Source organism: Thioalkalivibrio sp. ALE31, assembly GCF_000377405.1.
Classification (GTDB): Bacteria; Pseudomonadota; Gammaproteobacteria; order Ectothiorhodospirales; family Ectothiorhodospiraceae; genus Thioalkalivibrio.
Window position 1 is genome coordinate 226,970 of sequence record NZ_KB905023.1, and the last position, 15,279, is coordinate 242,248.

A 15,279-nucleotide genomic window follows, 5' to 3' on the forward strand; every position below is an offset into this window, starting at 1 on the left:
CAATCTGGACAGAGGAAGCAACGGATGCGCGTAGTCGTGATCGGGGCCGGCGTGATCGGCGTGACCACCGCCTGGTACCTGCGGGAGGCCGGGGCCGAGGTCGTGCTGGTGGATGCCGGCCCCGCCCCCGCCACCGGCTGCAGCCAGGCCAATGGCGGCATGCTGCATGCGAGCCATGCCGAGCCCTGGAACACCCCCGGCGTCGGGCTGGACCTGCTGCGCTTTCTCGGGCGCACGGAGTCGCCGCTGCTGCTTCGTCCGCGCGCCCTGCCGGGGCTGGCCGGCTGGGGCCTGCGCTTCCTGTGGCACAGCCGGCGCTCACTGTTCGAGCAGCACACCCGCCTGAATGCCCGCCTGGCGGCGTTCTCGCTCCGGGAGATCGACCGCCTGCAGCGGGAACTGGCGACCGAGGGGCTGGATTTCGACTTTCGCCGCTGCGGCATCCTGAAGCTGTTCCAGGACCCGGCCAGCCAGGCCCACAATCGCGCCGCCAGCGAGGCGATGATGGATGAGGACGTGCGCTTCGAAGACTGGGACGTGGAGCGGATCATCGCGGAGGAACCGGCACTGGCCCCGGTCCGCGACCGCCTGTGCGGCGGGCTGTTCTTCCCCGGGGATGCGATCGGCGACGCGGCACGGTTCACCGAGCAGTTGCTCGCGATCGGCCAGCGCCGGGGCATCCGCTACTACCCGAACGTCACCGTACGGCGCCTGCGCACCCACCGTGGCCGCATCGACGCGGTGGAGACCTCCGAAGGGCCGATCGCGGCGGATGCCTGCGTGGTCGCCAATGGCTACCACGCCCCGGACCTCCTGCGCCCGCTGGGGCTTCATCTGCCCGTCGCCCCGGTAAAGGGCTATTCGCTGACCCTGCCGATGGACGCCGACTGCCGGCTGAACCTGCCGCTGATCGATGACGCCAACAAGGTGGTGATGACCCCGCTGGGGGCGCGCCTGCGCCTGGCCGGTACCGCCGAATTTGCCGGCCGCGACCGCCACCTGAACATCGAGCGCGCGGCCAATGTTCTCGATCAGTGCCGGCGCACCCTGACCGGCCTCCCCGCAACCTTCGACCCGCAGACGATGGCCCCCTGGACCGGCCTGCGCCCGATGAGCGCCCGCGGCACACCGATCCTCGGCCCCACCGCCATCACGGGCCTGCACCTGAACACCGGATCCGGACACCTGGGCTGGACCTTTGCCTGCGGGGCGGCGGCACTGGTGCGGGCCGGAGTGCTGGGCGAAACACCGAGCCTGCCGATGGAAGGCCTGGGGCTCTGATCCGCGCGAACCGGCTGTTGCGGGATAGCACCCCGGTAAGTCGATTCAGCCCCCCGGGAACACCATGCGGATGCGGGCCCCGTGCAGATCCGGGGCCTGTTCGATGAACAGCGTCCCGCGGTGGTCGGTGACCAGGGTATGGATGATGCTGAGCCCGAGCCCCTGACCGGTATCCCGGTCGGCATCCTGCCCGCCGCGTGTGTCCGCGCGCTGGCCGCGCTCCAGCACCCGGGCCCGGTCGGCCGGCGGGATACCCGGACCGTCATCGTCGATGATCAGCATCACCTCGCCGGGCTGGCAGCGCGTCGTGACCCGCACCCGGCTGGTGGCATGGCGAATGGCGTTGTCCAGGGTATTGCCCAACAACTCGAAGATGGCGCCACCGTCCATGCGCAGGGCACAGCCCGGGGCCAGGTCGGTCTCCAGCGTCACCCCCTCCTGCGCGGCGAGCCGCCCCAGCGCCTGGCCGGTTCGCTCGATGATCGGCGCCAGCGGCTCGGCAGCCTGGAACGGGGCCGGCCCCAGCCGCTGCGCCTGATTCAGCTGGTGCTGGACGATCCCCTGCAACCGGTCGACCTGGTGCTGCATGTCGTCCGGGTCCGGTCGCGCGCTCTCGAGGTTCAGGCGCAATGCGGAGATCGGGGTCTTCAGGCTGTGGGCCAGGTCCGCCAGGGCATTCTGCTGGCGCGCCAGGCGGGCCCGCTCGAACTCGACCAGGTCGTTGATGCTGCCGGTCAGGGCGCGGACCTCGGTGGGATAGTACCCGCCCAGACGGGCGTGGTCGCCATGGCGCAGGGCGTCCAGGTCGCGCCGCACCTGGCGCAGCGGGCGCAGCCCCCAGAACCACAGCGCCAGCGACAGCACCAGGATCATGGACAGGGTCATCGCGCCCAGCCCCTGCCACAGGCTTACGCGGTACTGTTCGACCTGTTCATTGAAGGCCTCGCGGTCCTCCAGCATCTGGAAGGTCAGTCCCACCTGGTCGCCCTCCAGCTCCCACTGCACGGGCAGGCTGAAGCTGAAGTACTCGTCCTCCGACCAGCCACGCAGCGAGACGCCCACCGTCGAGGGCGACCGCCAGAGAGTCTGGCCCTCCTCGCCGAGGATGCGCGCATAAAGACCACTGACCGGCAGTTGCAGCCGGCTTTCGGGGAGCATCTCGGGGACCCGTACATCCGCGGGCCCGATCACCTCGGCCAGCCCCATCAGCAGCAGCACCTGCGCCTCCAGCCGGGTCTCCACCGCGTCCGCCGCATTGTCGCGAAAGGCCGCCTCCAGCACCCAGGCCGTCAGCAGCGAGAAGATCAGCACGGTGACGGCCGTGACCCCCGCCAGGCGCAGCACCAGGCTGCCGCGCAGCTTGCGCAGGGCCGCCTTCATGCGGACCGGGCGGCCTCGGGGTGGATCATCGGGCGCTGTCCGACTCGTTTTCCGGGGCGGGGTCGGGTTCGCGGGCAAAGCGGTAGCCGCGCCCGCGCAGGGTCTCGATCAGCCCCAGGCTGCCATCGGCATCCAGCTTGCGCCGCAGGCGACCGATCAGGACCTCGATCACGTTGCTCTCGCGGTCCTCGTCGTGGTCGTACAGGTAGTCCGCCAGCGCGTCCTTGCTCAGCACCCGGCCGGGCTGGCGCACCAGGGTCATCAGCAGGCGGTACTCGAATGTGGTCAGGGTCACCGATTCGCCATTCAACCAGACCTCGTCGCCGGCGGTATCGATCACCAGCGGGCCGAAGTGCAGCCGCTCCTGGCCTGACTGCAGGCTGCGGCGCGCCAGGGCGCGCAGGCGCGCCAGCAGTTCCTGGATATGGAAGGGCTTGGCCAGGTAGTCGTCGGCGCCGGCCTCCAGACCCTCGACCTTGTCCTGCCAGCGGTCGCGCGCGGTCAGGATCAGGATCGGCAGGCGCGGCTTCGACTCGCGCGCCTTGCGGATCACGTCGAGGCCATCCATGCCGGGCAGGCCAAGATCGACCACGGCGATATCGCAGTGGTACTCGGTCAGCAGGTACAATCCGGTCTCGCCATCCGAGGCGGTATCCACGCGGCAGCCGCTGCGGTCCAGTTCCTCGCCGATCTGGTTGCGCAGGGCAACGTCATCCTCGATCAGTACCACGCGCAGATTCATTCCGGGAGCTCCACTTCCGTACCTTCCTCGATGCGCAGGGTACGCACTTGCTGGTCGTTGGTCAGGATCCGGATCACGAACAGGCGCGCCCCGTAGCGGCTGACATCCTCGCGGGCATGCAGGACCCGCCCCGGGTAATGTGCCTCGATCTGGGCGACGGCCTCGTCCAGGTCCCAGACCGCGGCCTCGGGGTCGTCGGTATTGAACTGCGCCTGTGCCGGAAGCGCGACCAGGAACAGCATGGCCAGCGCCCGCACCGGGCCCGAGCGACGCCGCATCGGGTGCCGCTCGCGGTGTCCGGGCTGGAGATCCGGCGTGGGTCGCATGGTGGCGCATCCTCCGGGGATTTGCGTGGAAAGGTCTTGAAGATGCAAGGGTATCGGCCTAGCCTGAACCCTATCTGAAACCGACCGGAACCGTCATGCAAGACGCCCCTGCCGAACAACCCGAGACCCCCCTGGAAGAAGAGGCCGGTCCGCTGCCGTGGAAGGAGCTCATGCCGCATTTCGCCCGCGGCGTGGTGATCCGCGTGGCACCGGAACTGGACCTGATCGAGGTGGCCCGCGCCTTCCGCGATGACGCCACGCATCAGGTCAGCGAATGGCTAGCCAATGACCAGGTCGCCCGCGCCTCGGATGACGATGCCCGGCGCTGGGCCGCGAACGATCCGATCTTCACCGCCATCGTGGCTGCGCCCTGGGTCCTCGCCCAGGAGCGGACCCCGTCCCACTAGACGATGGCCGTCTCCCTTGGCATCCCCGGCGAGACCCTGGAACGGCTGATCCAGGCCGCCCGCGAGTTCCACGCCAAGGAGGACGTGGTCTTCCCGGATACCGGCGCCGAGGGCAGTGACGACGACTGGGCCCTGCAGGTGCTGGCCGACCACGCCAGCGACCTGACCCTGCAGGAGCTGGAGGGCACGCTGCGCGACCTGGGCCCGGAACAACAGGCGGAACTGCAGGCGCTCAGCGGCGTCGGGCGCGGGGATTACGCGGTCACGGACTGGGATACCGCACTGCAGGAGGCCCGCGACGACTGGAGCGCGGACACCGTGCACTGGCTGCTGACGAACCCGATGATCGCCGACGAGTGGGCCGCGGGCCTGGAACAGATCGAGCGCGAGGACTAGCGCGGCCGCCTCGGGTATCGGGGCAACCCCTATTCGAGCTCCTCGGGATCGAAGCGCACGGCGATGCCGCCGTCCATCACCCGCACCACCTGGGCCTTCACCCGCGGCGCCTCGCCGCCATCCCCGAGCATGCCGAAGACCTGGAGCATCAACTCGTCATCCGATGCGAGCTTCATCAGGTGCCCCACACAGGCGTTTTCCGGATCGTCCCACTGCAGGAAGGCTCCGCCGCCGGAGATGTCGTTGGTGGTCAGGGTCACCGTGTCCCCGCTTTCGCACTCGGCCACGACCTCGACCGTCATCGGGATCCGTGGATGACGACGCCGCTCCCCTGTCATGGCACTCCTCCTGGTGGCAGATGCCTTTGCAATGTATCGAAAAGGCGCTTTCTGTGTGCTATACGATTTCCATGATCGTTGGTTTTCGCGATCAGGCGCAACTACCGGGCTCGAACCCGGTGGCGCAAATCACAACCCGGATCACCACACCGGGCCCGAGGATGAAGGCAGTACTCCACAGCTGTCGCTCGCAAAAAGCCACTTCTAACGGAGGAGTCCGTTCCAATGAAGAAATCGCATTTGTACCTGGTGGGGCTTGCCGCCTCGCTAGCGATGGCGGGCACTGCTACCCAGGCCCTTGCCGACGACGAAATCACCCGGGGCCAGCTGATGGCCGCCTCCTGCAAGGCCTGCCACAACGCGGCCGGCGCTCAGGAGGGTGTACCGGATCTGGGCCGGATTCCCGCTGATGTCATCGAGAGCCAGATGAGGGCATTCCGCGACGGTGACCGTGACGCGACGATCATGGATCGTCACGCCAAGGGCTACACCGACGAGGAAATCGAAGCGATGGCCGGCTACTTCAGCCGCTTCTGATCAGGGGGAATCACATCATGCATGACTTTACTCGACGCAATTTCCTGAAGGTCGCCGGCATCAGCAGTGCCGCGGCCTTCGCTGGCATTGGCTGTGCAGCCAACGGCATGCGCGGGGCCGACAAGGCTCACGTCGTGGTCGTGGGCGGCGGCTCCGGCGGCGCGACCGCCGCGAAATACATCAAGCAGTTCTCGCCCGACATGCGCGTGACGCTGATCGAGCCGAACGCCACCTACCACACCTGCTATGGCAGCAACTGGGTGATCGGCGGCTTCGCGGACATGGACTTCATCGCCCACGGCTACGACACCCTGCGGGATGACTACGGCATCGAGATCGTCCAGGACCGGGTGACCGCGGTGGACGCCTCCGCGCGCAGCGTGCGCCTGGCCGGCGGCGACAGCATGAGCTACGACAAGCTGGTGATGTCCCCGGGGATCGATTTCCGCTACGACGACATGCCCGGCATCTCCGAGGCCGACGCCGACCGTGTCCCGCACGCCTGGAAGGCCGGTTCGCAGACCGAGCTGCTGCGTTCCCAGCTGCAAAACATGCCGAACGGCGGCGTGTTCGTCATGGTCGCCCCGCCGAACCCGTTCCGCTGCCCGCCGGGGCCGTACGAGCGGGTGTCACTGGTCGCGAACTACTTCAAGCAGGAGAAGCCGCGCTCCAAGATCATCATCCTGGATCCGAAGGATGGCTTCTCCAAGCAGGGCCTGTTCGAGGAAGGCTGGGCCGAGCACTACGGCGACATGATTGAATGGCGCGCCGGCTCGGAGGGCGGTCGCGCCGAGGAAATCGATGTCGACAACATGACCGTGCTGGCCGACAGCGGCTTCGAACGCGTCCGTGCCGACGTGCTGAACTTCATCCCCGCCCAGCGCGCCGGCCAGATCGCCCACGACGTGGGCCTGACCAATGACGAGGGCTGGGTCCCGGTGGATCAGCTCACCTTCAAGTCGGAGATGGACGACAACATCTACGTCCTGGGGGATGCCAGCGTGGCGGGCGCCATGCCGAAGTCCGGCCACTCGGCCAACAACCAGGGCAAGATCGTCGCGGCCGCGGTCGTGCGCGAACTGTCCGGCCAGGAGCCGATCAACCCCTCCTCCGCCAACACCTGCTACAGCCTGGTCACCCCGGACTACGCGATCAGCGTGGCCGCGGTCTACCAGTACCAGGACGGCGCGATGGCCGGGGTCTCCGGCGCCGGAGGCGTCAGCCCGTCGGGCGCCAGCTCCAGCTTCCGAAGCCGCGAGGCGCAGTACACCCGGGCCTGGTACGCCGGGATCACCCGCGACATCTGGGGCTGACCCCAGCCGTTCCGTCACGGAACGCACTCGAACGGCGCCTCCGGGCGCCGTTTTTTTTGCTCACCACGAAGCACACGAAGGCACGAAGAAGGTCAAGGGCGTGTGCACCACAGAGGGCACGGAGAAAACCGGTGATGATGTTAAAAGCGAAGGGTGGGTTCGGCGGAGCGCTGTAAATTGCAGCCGTAACTTGAAACAGCTCAGCCGAGTCCGTTTCCCCTGAATCAACACATTCCACTCGCCTGATAGAGCTTGAAAATCCTGCCCTTCTTTGTGCGCTCTGTGTCCCCTGTGGTTTAACCGATCTTGACCTTGCCGTTCTTCGTGCCTTCGTGTGCTTCGTGGTGAATAAGGCGGGTCAGGCGTTGAGGTCGGGGATCAGCCGGCTGCGCAGGCGCTGGATCGCGTCCTTCAGTTGCAGCTTGCGCTTCTTCAGGCGCTGGATGGCGAAGATGTCGGGTGCGGCCTGCTCGTGCATCACGCCGATAGCGGAATCCAGAGCCCGGTGCTCGGCCTCCAGCTCGGCCAGGCGTGCGCGAATCTGACTCTCGGTTTCCAAGCCGGCCCCCAGTGGTCCCGTGAAGTGGTGGCCGCGTGGCAGGAGAATCCCGCGTGGCCATTCGGATCATCAAACCCGTATGATCGCAGACCGTCCCCGGCGGGACCATAGCCGCCCTTCAGGAGCCTGCTCGATGGCGATCCACAACACCCCGCTCACCATCCAGACCCCGCGCGGCCCCCGTCTGGGCGGCGTACTGGTCGCACCCGAGGCCGATGCCATTCGCGGTCAGGCCTGCATCGCGCACTGCTTCGCCTGTTCCAAGGACTTCCCGGCGACGGTACGGCTGGCGCGCGCCCTCGCCGAGGAAGGCATCGCCACCCTGCGTTTCGATTTCATGGGCCTGGGTGACTCGGAGGGCGAGTTCCGCGACAGCACGCTGGAGACCTACTGCGAGGACCTCCACTCGGCGCTCGAGGCGCTGGAGACCTTCACCGGGCGGCACACCAACCTGCTGGTCGGTCACAGCTTCGGCGGGGCCATGGCGATCCATGTCGGCGCGCAGCGCGAGACGCTGGACGGCGTCGTCACCATTGCCGCCCCCAGCCGGCCCGGCCACGTCGCCCACCTGTTCGGGGACACGGCCGACGAGATCCGGCGCGAGGGCTCCGCCCGGATCAGCATCGGCGGACGCCCGGTGGAGATCGGGCACGCCTTCATCGAGTCGATCGAGGAGCCGACCCTGGACCACGCACTCGACACGCTGCAGCGGCCGCTGTTGCTGCTGCACTCACCGGGCGACACGGTGGTCAGCGTGGATCACGCCCGCAAGATCTTCCAGCAGGCGCAGCACCCCAAGAGCTTCGTCGCCCTGCACCAGGCCGACCACCTGCTCTCGCGCCCGGAACACACCCGCTACGTGGCGGGCCTGATCCGCGCCTGGTCGGCGAACCTGCTGGACTAGCCCCAGCGCAAGCCACAGCCCGTAGGAGGCCAGCCCCCTGGCCGATCAGGCGCCGGCAAAACCCCATCGGCCAGAGGGCTGGCCTCCTACAACATGGCCCCGGGAGCCTGTCGAGTTTGGGCGATCTTCGCGAGCGAAGGGCGAGAGGGCCGGCCCGAATCCAAAAAGCCCCGGGCCTACCAATAGTTCTCGGTGGTGATATGCCCCGGCTTGCGCCGGCGATTCTTCGCCAGGCCGCGCTCCTTCAGGATCGCGGTCGTGTCCTGCACCATGGCCGGGTTGCCGCACAGCATCACCTGCGAATGCTCCGGGGTAATCTTCAGGCCCGCGTGGTGTTCCAGCCGGCCCTCGGCGATCGCGGCCGGCACCCGCCCTTCGAGCCCCCCGGGGAACGGCTCGCGACTGACGAACGGGATGTACTGAAACCGCTTCGCGTCGCGCTCCTGAAACTCCCGAATGGCTTCCTGGTAGGTAAGTTCCTCCGCCTGGCGCACCGCGTGGACCAGACGGATATTCTCGAAGCGCTCCCACGGGGTGTCCGTCTTCAGGATGGACAGGAACGGACCCAGCGCGGTACCGGTGGACAACAACCACAGGTCGCGGCTGTCGGGGAGCTCGTCCAAGGTAAAGAAGCCGGTCGCGCGCGGCATCAGCTCCACCTGATCACCCGGCTCCAGCTGCACCAGGCGGTTGGACAATGGGCCGTCCGGCACGGTGATCAGGTAAAAATCCAGCGGGGTCTCGCCCGGGGCGTTCACGTACGAATACGGCCGTCCCACCATCTCCCCGTCGATCTCCAGGCGCAGGCGGTTGAACTGCCCCGCCTTGAACGGCTCGACCTCGGCATCCACGCGCAGCGAGAACAGGCGGTCCGTCCACTGCTTGCGCTCCCGTACGACACCGGTCACCCAGCCCATATTCCCTACTCCATTACTCAGGTATTGTTCAAAGATTGCGGGCGAGGCGGGAAGGTTTCAAGCATCCCCGGCCAACGCCGTATAATTGTCGCAAATCCGACCACTGGAGCAGTCATGGCCCGCACCCCCTCGCAGATGATCGAACTCGGTACCGAGGCACCCAACTTCTCCCTGCCGGACGTCGTCTCCGGCGAAAACGTCAGCCTCGACAGCTTCCCCGACGCGAAAGGCTACATGATCGCCTTCATCTGCAATCACTGCCCGTTCGTGCAGCTGATCCGCCACGAATTCGCGCGCTATGGCCGCGAATACTCGAACAAGGGCATCGCGGTAATCGCGATCAACTCGAACGACATCCAGGCGGTGCCGGACGACGCCCCGGACAAGATGAAGGACGACGCCCGCCGCTTCGGCTACAACTTCCCGTACTGCCTCGACGAGGACCAGTCCGTCGCCAAGGCCTACCACGCGGCCTGCACCCCGGACCTGTACCTGTTCGATGCCGATCGCAAGCTGTACTACCGGGGCCAGTTCGACGAGACCCGCCCCGGTTCCGACACCCCGGTCACCGGCCGCGACCTGCGCGCCGCCAGCGATGCCCTGCTCGCCGGCCAGCCGGCACCGGAGCCGCAGCATCCCAGCCTCGGTTGCAATATCAAGTGGCGCCCCGGTAACGAACCGGACTACTTCGGCTGAACAGGAGGCTCGCTTGAAACGAGGACGACCCAGGGGGCAGGACCGGTGGGCCCGCCCCTGTGGTAGCGAGCCTGCCCGCGAATGGCCCCGCCCTCATCAGCCAGCAACCCAGGCGTTCGCTACCGCGCGCCGCATGCCGCCCCGAACCCCCGGATGAGGGTCGCCAGATGCCTCCCAGCAACGTAATCGACGGCCCCCGCATCGCCACCTGGCGATGCCCGTCCTGTCAGGAGGCGGTACCGCGCCTGCTGCCGAATGGCGAATCGAACCGCATCCCGATTCCACCGGAGCGCATGGCCCTGCCCGACACTACCGTGCAACAGGCCTGCGCCCGGGTGCAGGGGCTGCGCGCGCCCGAGATCTGCTACGCCTGTGATCAGGCCTACCAGGAACTGCTGGGGACGCTGGTGCGCCCCCCAGCCGAGCTCGGCGACGCCCGCGGCGAGCCCGGATTGAACGACACCGGCATCATCGGCGCCCTGTTGCCCATCGCCGACCAGGGCACGCAGATCCTGATCTTCAACGTGATCAACGACGAACTGCGCTGCACCGAGATCGAACGCCTGATCAGCTTCAACCCCGACCGCCTCACCTACCCCGGTACACGCGGCGCCATCGCGCCGCGCATCTGGACCCTCTACGAAGACCACCTGGCCCAGCTGCACGCTCGCGCACCGACGCCCTACACCCCCGACTAGGAGGCCACAGGGAAAACTGACCCGTCATCGCGTGACGTGCAGCAGCGAGCCGCGTGGACAGCCCCGACGCCGAGCCAGGCAACCCTCAGCGGTTGCGTCCGCAGATGGCCACGGCCCCTGACGGGGCCTCGCCATGACGCGAACTGCGAGAAGCATCGTCATCGCGAGACGCGCAGCGCCGTGGCGATCGGTCGGAACCAACCCGGGCGCGCCCCTCGCGATCACGCCCGGGTATCCCCGATCACCCCTCTCGACGTCATCCCGGAAACCGCGCAGCGGTTATCCGGGATCTGACACGCCCGGTCAAAGTAACCACCGCAGATCCCGGCTCTCCGCTTTGCTGCGGCCGGGATGACTCGGGATTCGCAAGGCAATGCCTCGCGTCTTGAAGAACACTGGACGGGACGCGCCGACATGCCCCTCAGGCGTCTTCGGCATCCACCCGCGCCAGCATACGCATCCCGCCAACCATGCAACGCAAGGCCTCCAGGGCCTGTAGATCCAGCTCCGCGCCGGTCTCGGCGGGCAAGCGCCAGTATTTCGGGCGGCAGGTCGCGGGCCGATGTTCGGGCATGGCGCGGGCGGCGGCGGTGTCGACCGCCACCAGCAAATCGGCCCAGGCCAGGTGATCATCCGTCAGCGCGCCCATCGCGCGCGCCGGACGCACCTCGATCCAGTCCTCGAACTCGGCCGCCGCGGCCAGCTCCGCCACGCGCGCGGCACGCCCGTCCGGGCGTTCCGACGCCACCAGCAGACGTGCACGGCGCTTAAACATCTCCGCACCCGCGCAAGTGCTTTTGAATGGCACCGCAGGCCACCCTCAGGCTATAACCCAAATGATCGAAACGGAGAACGGACGCCATGGCCCACCTCGACTGGTCGCAGTACCCGGTAAATGAACTCAAGCTCGTCTACAGCACGCTGCATGCGCAGCTCACCCTGGAGCCCGATCTGATGGATTCCGAACTGATGGCCGACCTGCAGACCCACCTGCAACAGGCGGCGAAGGCCGACGGCGTGGACGTCTCCACCCACTCCCAGTGGGCCGCCTGGCTGAACGACCGCTAACTTCAACTCCACCTGAGTAGACGTGGTGTCAGGACTCGCTCAGCGAGGGGCCGCTCGCTCAGTCGACTTCAATCAGCGATTCGCCGTTCTCCAGCGCCCGGAGCACGCGAGGTAGAAGCGGCTTGAACCATTCGAGCAAGGCCGCTTTCCGGGTATTTCCGATTCGAAGCCAGACGACGGCTGGATAGGCCCCCGAGTCCGCGGAGCGCCACACGGCGAAATCCTCATCCTTGGTCACGATGACGGCCCCCGTTCGGAGAGCTTCCGCCCAGATTTCTTTATCGGAAGCCTCAAGAAGTCCAACATCCGCAACATGCTCGGCCGCAACACCCTGGTCAACGAGCCAACGCGCAAGGGCCGGCGGCAGCTGAGCGTCGACCAGGAAGCGCATTCAGGCGAGGTGAAGAACAGGGTGATCCGTTTGACGCGCGGCAAACCGCAACGCCTCGGTAATGTCTTCGCCCGTCAGGTAGGGGTAGTCCTCCAGAATTTCCTCCCGCGAGGCCCCTGCCGCCAGAAGGTCAAGGACATCCCGCACTCGCATCCGGGTGCCGCGGATGCAAGGGCGTCCACCGCAGATTTCCGGATCAAAGGTGATGCGTTGCAACTCGCTCATGATGGCCTCCTGCGCAGACGACCAGAGAATGTATCGACGAAGTGTATCGTTATCGGACCAATGCTGGAGCAAACGGGTCCGCGCATATCATGTTCGCCAGAGTCGGGCGCGGGCAGGGGCTTCGCCTGCAAGCAGGCTCCTACAAGACACCTCGTCAGGCGTCGCCTTCGGTAGCCTTGCGGTGTTCGGCGGCGAAGTCGAGCATGCGCTGCGTGGCCACCAGGGCCTTCTGGCGCGCGGTCTCGTCGACGAAGATCTCATTCTTCGCGGGTTCGGCGGTGTCTTCCAGCGTCTCGGCCAGCGAGACCAGGTCGTTCATGGCCATCCACGGGCAGTGGGCGCAACTGGTGCAGGTGGCGCTATGGCCGCCGGTGGGGGCCTCGATCAGGGTCTTGCCCGGGGCCGCCTGCTGCATCTTGTAGAAGATGCCCTTGTCGGTGGCGACGATGAACTCCTGTTCCGGGCGGTTCTTCACCGCCGCGATCAGCTGGCTGGTGGAGCCGACCACATCGGCCTGATGGATCACCTCGCGCGGGGATTCCGGATGCACCAGCACCGCGGCACCGGGGTGGCGGCCGCGCAGGTCCTCCAAGGCCCAGGAGCGGAACTCGTCGTGGACCACGCAGGAGCCGTCCCACAGCACCATGTCGGCACCGGTGGTGCGGCGGATGTAGTCGCCCAGGTGCTTGTCCGGGGCCCACAGCACCTTCTTGCCCTGATCGCGCAGGTGCTCGACCAGCGGCACGGCAATGCTGGAGGTGACGACGTAGTCGGCCTGCGCCTTCACGTCCACCGAGGTGTTGGAGTACACCACCACCGTGTGGTCCGGATACTGGGCGCGGAACTTCGCGAACTCGTCCGCCGGACAGCCGAGATCCAGCGAGCACTCGGCCTCCAGTGTCGGCATCAGCACGCGCTTCTCCGGGCTCAGGATCTTGGCCGTCTCGCCCATGAAGCGCACCCCGGCCACCACCAGCGTCTCGGCCGGGTGCTCCTTGCCGAAGCGTGCCATCTCCAGGGAGTCGGCCACGCAGCCGCCGGTCTCGTCCGCCAGGCGCTGCAGCGACTCGTCCACGTAGTAATGGGCCACCAGCACCGCGTTGCGTTCGATCAGCAGGCGCTTGATGCGGCGCACCAGCTCGTCGCGCTGGGCATCGGTCAACGCGTGCAGCGAAGCCGTCACGTGGGCCGTGCTCGGCACGTGGTAAAGCGGCTTGTCGGCTACGGGTGCGTTCATGATCCCTCGCTCTCCGAAGCAGTCGGAGAAGATTATCGTCTGCTTATGGTACGACAGGCCCCGGCGTGCTGTCGTTCCTGCAAATTGTGGGGGCGTGCCCGCGTAACCCAAGCAGCGCGCCTATAATGCCCTCCCGATGGACGAGCTCACCCGCCAATACAAGGCGCTGTCATTCGAAGAGCGCATGGACCTGGCCCTCTCCGGAGCGCTTGACGAGCGCTGGCGACCGTTGCTGGTCCGCGACCAGCACGCCCAGGTGAAGGCGTACTTCTCCCGGCGTATGGACCTGACGCCGGAGGAAGTCGCGCTGCTCCTGGCCGACCCCAACCAGACCGTACGCCTGAACTGCGCCAAACGCCCGGACCTGACCCCGGACCAGGTCGAGGCCTGCGTGAACGATCGCGACCCCAACCTGCGCTACTTCGTCGCGCGCAACCCGCTGCTCACCGAGGCCCAGCGGGAACGACTGATGGACGACGAGGACGAACTGGTACGCATCGCGGTGCGCAAGGGCCCGAAAAAACGCGGCACCCGCGCTCGCCCCGGACAAGCCGAGATGATCCGTTGACCGAGACCACGCCCGAGAAACCGAAACGCCCGAAGCCCTCCGGCCGCCGCCGCGCGCTGTCCTGGGGCATCCAGATCGGCCTGGCGCTGGTGATCTTTCTGGTCGTGCGCGCCTGGATGGCGCGCGACATGGTCGAGGGCCCGGCCCCCGAGTTCCAGGCCCAGCTACTGGATGGCACGCCGGTAACGCTCGCGGATTACGCGGACGAGCCCATGCTGCTCCACTTCTGGGCCACCTGGTGCCCGATCTGCCGCCTGGAAGAAGGCGAGATCGTGCGCCTGTCCCAAAGCCACCCGGTGCTGACGGTCGCTATGCAATCGGGCGTGGAAGAAGAGGTGCTGGACCACCTGAACGAACGCGAGCGGGAACTGGCCGTGATCAACGATCCGCAGGGCACCCTGGCCGCGCAGTACAACGTCCGCGGCGTGCCGGCCACGTTCATCATCAACCCCGACGGCGACATCGTCTTCCGCAAGCAGGGCTACGCCCCCCCGTTCGAACTCCGCCTGCGCCTCTGGCTCGCCCGCTGGCTGTAACAGCCTCCAGTAAACGGTGCAGTTCGCTGCGCTCAGTGCACCCTACGCGCCGCAATCCAACCGTAGGATGCGGTTGAACGGAGCGACACGCATTACCCCCCAACGTGCGCCCCCGGCTGGTACCGAGCAGCTCCCATAAGCGTCCATCAACGATGGTCCGTTCGCTTGCTATGGCTCACGCCGAATCGTACATTATCCCGTACATGTACAGATCCGGACCCAAGGGGTACTCCATGGACGCCATTAGCTACACCGCAGCGCGGAGCAATCTGGCCAAGACGATGGAACAGGTCTGCGAAGACCATTCCACGATTATCATCACCCGCAACAAAGCCCCCTCCGTGGTCATGATGTCACTGGAAGACTTTGAGGCGCTACAGGAAACGGCCTACCTGCTTCGGGCACCAGAGAATGCTCGGCGCCTGCTTGCCTCGGTCGCCGAACTGGAGCAAGGGGGAGGCAAGGAACGGAGCCTGGAGGAGTGAGGCTACTCTTTGCTGAACTTGCCTGGGAGGACTATCTCTACTGGCAACGACACGACAAGAAAACCCTTCGCCGCGTGAACGAGCTCATCAAGGCCATCCAGCGCGACCCGTTTACGGGCATCGGGAAGCCCGACCCCCTCAAGCACAACCTTGCCGGCTACTGGTCCCGCCGGATCGATAGCGAACACCGCATCGTATACAAGGTGGACGACGGAACCCTGCTGATCGCGCAGCTCCGCTACCACTACTGACCGGAAGCATCGGATGCGCCAACG

At 66.7% G+C, this 15,279-nt stretch carries 23 protein-coding genes; 13 read left to right on the forward strand and 10 right to left on the reverse strand.

Features of this window, described 5'->3' with window-relative positions:
• Positions 1–24: 24 nt before the first annotated feature.
• Positions 25–1,281, forward strand: a complete 1,257-nt coding sequence (locus D103_RS0108955; protein WP_018876548.1) for an FAD-dependent oxidoreductase — start codon at positions 25–27, stop codon at positions 1,279–1,281.
• Between the two features lie 45 nt (positions 1,282–1,326).
• Here D103_RS0108955 and D103_RS0108960 read toward each other — a convergent pair whose 3' ends face one another.
• The 3 genes from D103_RS0108960 to D103_RS0108970 are packed head-to-tail and all read right to left on the reverse strand — an operon-like array spanning position 1,327 to position 3,729.
• A complete protein-coding gene (locus D103_RS0108960) occupies positions 1,327–2,661 on the reverse strand; it encodes a HAMP domain-containing sensor histidine kinase (protein ID WP_018865540.1) in 1,335 nt (444 codons plus the stop codon).
• 25 nt (positions 2,662–2,686) lie between these two features.
• A complete protein-coding gene (locus tag D103_RS0108965) occupies positions 2,687–3,403 on the reverse strand; it encodes a response regulator transcription factor (protein ID WP_018865539.1) in 717 nt (238 codons plus the stop codon).
• Complete coding sequence (locus D103_RS0108970; RefSeq protein ID WP_026279137.1) at positions 3,400–3,729, reverse strand: PepSY domain-containing protein; 330 nt, start codon at positions 3,727–3,729, stop codon at positions 3,400–3,402. Before D103_RS0108970 ends, D103_RS0108965 begins: the two co-directional genes overlap by 4 nt.
• A gap of 95 nt (positions 3,730–3,824) precedes the next feature.
• On the opposite strand from D103_RS0108970, the gene D103_RS0108975 reads away from it, so the two are divergent.
• Together D103_RS0108975 and D103_RS0108980 are read left to right on the forward strand one after the other, a co-directional pair.
• Positions 3,825–4,136, forward strand: a complete 312-nt coding sequence (locus D103_RS0108975; RefSeq protein ID WP_018865537.1) for a DUF2288 family protein — start codon at positions 3,825–3,827, stop codon at positions 4,134–4,136.
• A 3-nt stretch (positions 4,137–4,139) separates the two neighbouring features.
• Complete coding sequence (locus tag D103_RS0108980; protein WP_018876549.1) at positions 4,140–4,532, forward strand: DUF3775 domain-containing protein; 393 nt, start codon at positions 4,140–4,142, stop codon at positions 4,530–4,532.
• Between the two features lie 29 nt (positions 4,533–4,561).
• On the opposite strand, the gene D103_RS0108985 is transcribed toward D103_RS0108980, so the two are convergent.
• A complete protein-coding gene (locus D103_RS0108985) occupies positions 4,562–4,870 on the reverse strand; it encodes a PilZ domain-containing protein (RefSeq protein ID WP_081618392.1) in 309 nt (102 codons plus the stop codon).
• Between the two features lie 225 nt (positions 4,871–5,095).
• Between D103_RS0108985 and D103_RS0108990 the strand changes: the two genes are divergently transcribed.
• Both D103_RS0108990 and D103_RS0108995 read left to right on the forward strand, forming a co-directional pair.
• Positions 5,096–5,407: a c-type cytochrome gene (locus D103_RS0108990; protein WP_018865534.1), complete on the forward strand. Its 312-nt coding sequence runs from the start codon at positions 5,096–5,098 to the stop codon at positions 5,405–5,407.
• A gap of 17 nt (positions 5,408–5,424) precedes the next feature.
• A complete protein-coding gene (locus D103_RS0108995) occupies positions 5,425–6,720 on the forward strand; it encodes an NAD(P)/FAD-dependent oxidoreductase (RefSeq protein ID WP_018876550.1) in 1,296 nt (431 codons plus the stop codon).
• Between the two features lie 358 nt (positions 6,721–7,078).
• Here the strand turns inward: D103_RS0108995 and D103_RS0109000 are convergent, their stop codons facing one another.
• A complete protein-coding gene (locus D103_RS0109000; RefSeq protein ID WP_017942660.1) occupies positions 7,079–7,279 on the reverse strand; it encodes a YdcH family protein in 201 nt (66 codons plus the stop codon).
• Positions 7,280–7,412: 133 nt separating this feature from the next.
• Here D103_RS0109000 and D103_RS0109005 point away from each other — a divergent pair, with 133 nt between their 5' ends.
• Positions 7,413–8,183, forward strand: coding sequence for a S9 family peptidase (locus tag D103_RS0109005; protein WP_018876551.1), 771 nt, complete (start codon positions 7,413–7,415; stop codon positions 8,181–8,183).
• Between the two features lie 176 nt (positions 8,184–8,359).
• On the opposite strand, the gene D103_RS0109010 is transcribed toward D103_RS0109005, so the two are convergent.
• On the reverse strand, positions 8,360–9,100 hold the full coding sequence (locus D103_RS0109010) for a ferredoxin--NADP reductase (protein ID WP_018876552.1): 741 nt from the start codon (positions 9,098–9,100) through the stop codon (positions 8,360–8,362).
• Between the two features lie 114 nt (positions 9,101–9,214).
• On the opposite strand from D103_RS0109010, the gene D103_RS0109015 reads away from it, so the two are divergent.
• Together D103_RS0109015 and D103_RS0109020 are read left to right on the forward strand one after the other, a co-directional pair.
• Positions 9,215–9,796, forward strand: a complete 582-nt coding sequence (locus tag D103_RS0109015; RefSeq protein ID WP_018876553.1) for a thioredoxin family protein — start codon at positions 9,215–9,217, stop codon at positions 9,794–9,796.
• A 167-nt stretch (positions 9,797–9,963) separates the two neighbouring features.
• Positions 9,964–10,494 carry a hypothetical protein gene (locus D103_RS0109020; RefSeq protein ID WP_018865529.1) on the forward strand — a complete coding sequence of 177 codons (531 nt, stop codon included), beginning with the start codon at positions 9,964–9,966 and terminating at the stop codon, positions 10,492–10,494.
• A 421-nt stretch (positions 10,495–10,915) separates the two neighbouring features.
• Here D103_RS0109020 and D103_RS0109025 read toward each other — a convergent pair whose 3' ends face one another.
• Positions 10,916–11,269, reverse strand: coding sequence for a hypothetical protein (locus D103_RS0109025; RefSeq protein WP_018876554.1), 354 nt, complete (start codon positions 11,267–11,269; stop codon positions 10,916–10,918).
• A gap of 86 nt (positions 11,270–11,355) precedes the next feature.
• On the opposite strand from D103_RS0109025, the gene D103_RS0109030 reads away from it, so the two are divergent.
• The gene (locus D103_RS0109030; RefSeq protein WP_018865527.1) at positions 11,356–11,562 is read left to right on the forward strand and encodes a hypothetical protein; all 207 of its coding nucleotides are present in this window, start codon (positions 11,356–11,358) and stop codon (positions 11,560–11,562) included.
• Positions 11,563–11,620: 58 nt separating this feature from the next.
• Here D103_RS0109030 and D103_RS0109035 read toward each other — a convergent pair whose 3' ends face one another.
• The 3 genes from D103_RS0109035 to nadA all read right to left on the reverse strand — a co-directional run bounded on the left by D103_RS0109035 (position 11,621) and on the right by nadA (position 13,415).
• Complete coding sequence (locus D103_RS0109035; protein WP_018865526.1) at positions 11,621–11,953, reverse strand: DUF5615 family PIN-like protein; 333 nt, start codon at positions 11,951–11,953, stop codon at positions 11,621–11,623.
• Positions 11,954–12,178, reverse strand: coding sequence for a DUF433 domain-containing protein (locus D103_RS0109040; protein ID WP_018876555.1), 225 nt, complete (start codon positions 12,176–12,178; stop codon positions 11,954–11,956).
• 154 nt (positions 12,179–12,332) lie between these two features.
• Positions 12,333–13,415, reverse strand: coding sequence for a quinolinate synthase NadA (nadA, locus tag D103_RS0109045; protein WP_018876556.1), 1,083 nt, complete (start codon positions 13,413–13,415; stop codon positions 12,333–12,335).
• A gap of 136 nt (positions 13,416–13,551) precedes the next feature.
• Here nadA and D103_RS0109050 point away from each other — a divergent pair, with 136 nt between their 5' ends.
• The 4 genes from D103_RS0109050 to D103_RS0109065 all read left to right on the forward strand — a co-directional run bounded on the left by D103_RS0109050 (position 13,552) and on the right by D103_RS0109065 (position 15,255).
• Positions 13,552–13,983, forward strand: a complete 432-nt coding sequence (locus D103_RS0109050) for a hypothetical protein (protein ID WP_018876557.1) — start codon at positions 13,552–13,554, stop codon at positions 13,981–13,983.
• On the forward strand, positions 13,980–14,519 hold the full coding sequence (locus tag D103_RS0109055) for a protein disulfide oxidoreductase (protein ID WP_018876558.1): 540 nt from the start codon (positions 13,980–13,982) through the stop codon (positions 14,517–14,519). Before D103_RS0109050 ends, D103_RS0109055 begins: the two co-directional genes overlap by 4 nt.
• A 233-nt stretch (positions 14,520–14,752) precedes the next feature.
• Positions 14,753–15,004 carry a type II toxin-antitoxin system Phd/YefM family antitoxin gene (locus D103_RS0109060; protein ID WP_018141477.1) on the forward strand — a complete coding sequence of 84 codons (252 nt, stop codon included), beginning with the start codon at positions 14,753–14,755 and terminating at the stop codon, positions 15,002–15,004.
• Positions 15,001–15,255: a Txe/YoeB family addiction module toxin gene (locus D103_RS0109065; RefSeq protein WP_018876559.1), complete on the forward strand. Its 255-nt coding sequence runs from the start codon at positions 15,001–15,003 to the stop codon at positions 15,253–15,255. Before D103_RS0109060 ends, D103_RS0109065 begins: the two co-directional genes overlap by 4 nt.
• The last annotated feature ends 24 nt before the right edge of the window (positions 15,256–15,279 follow it).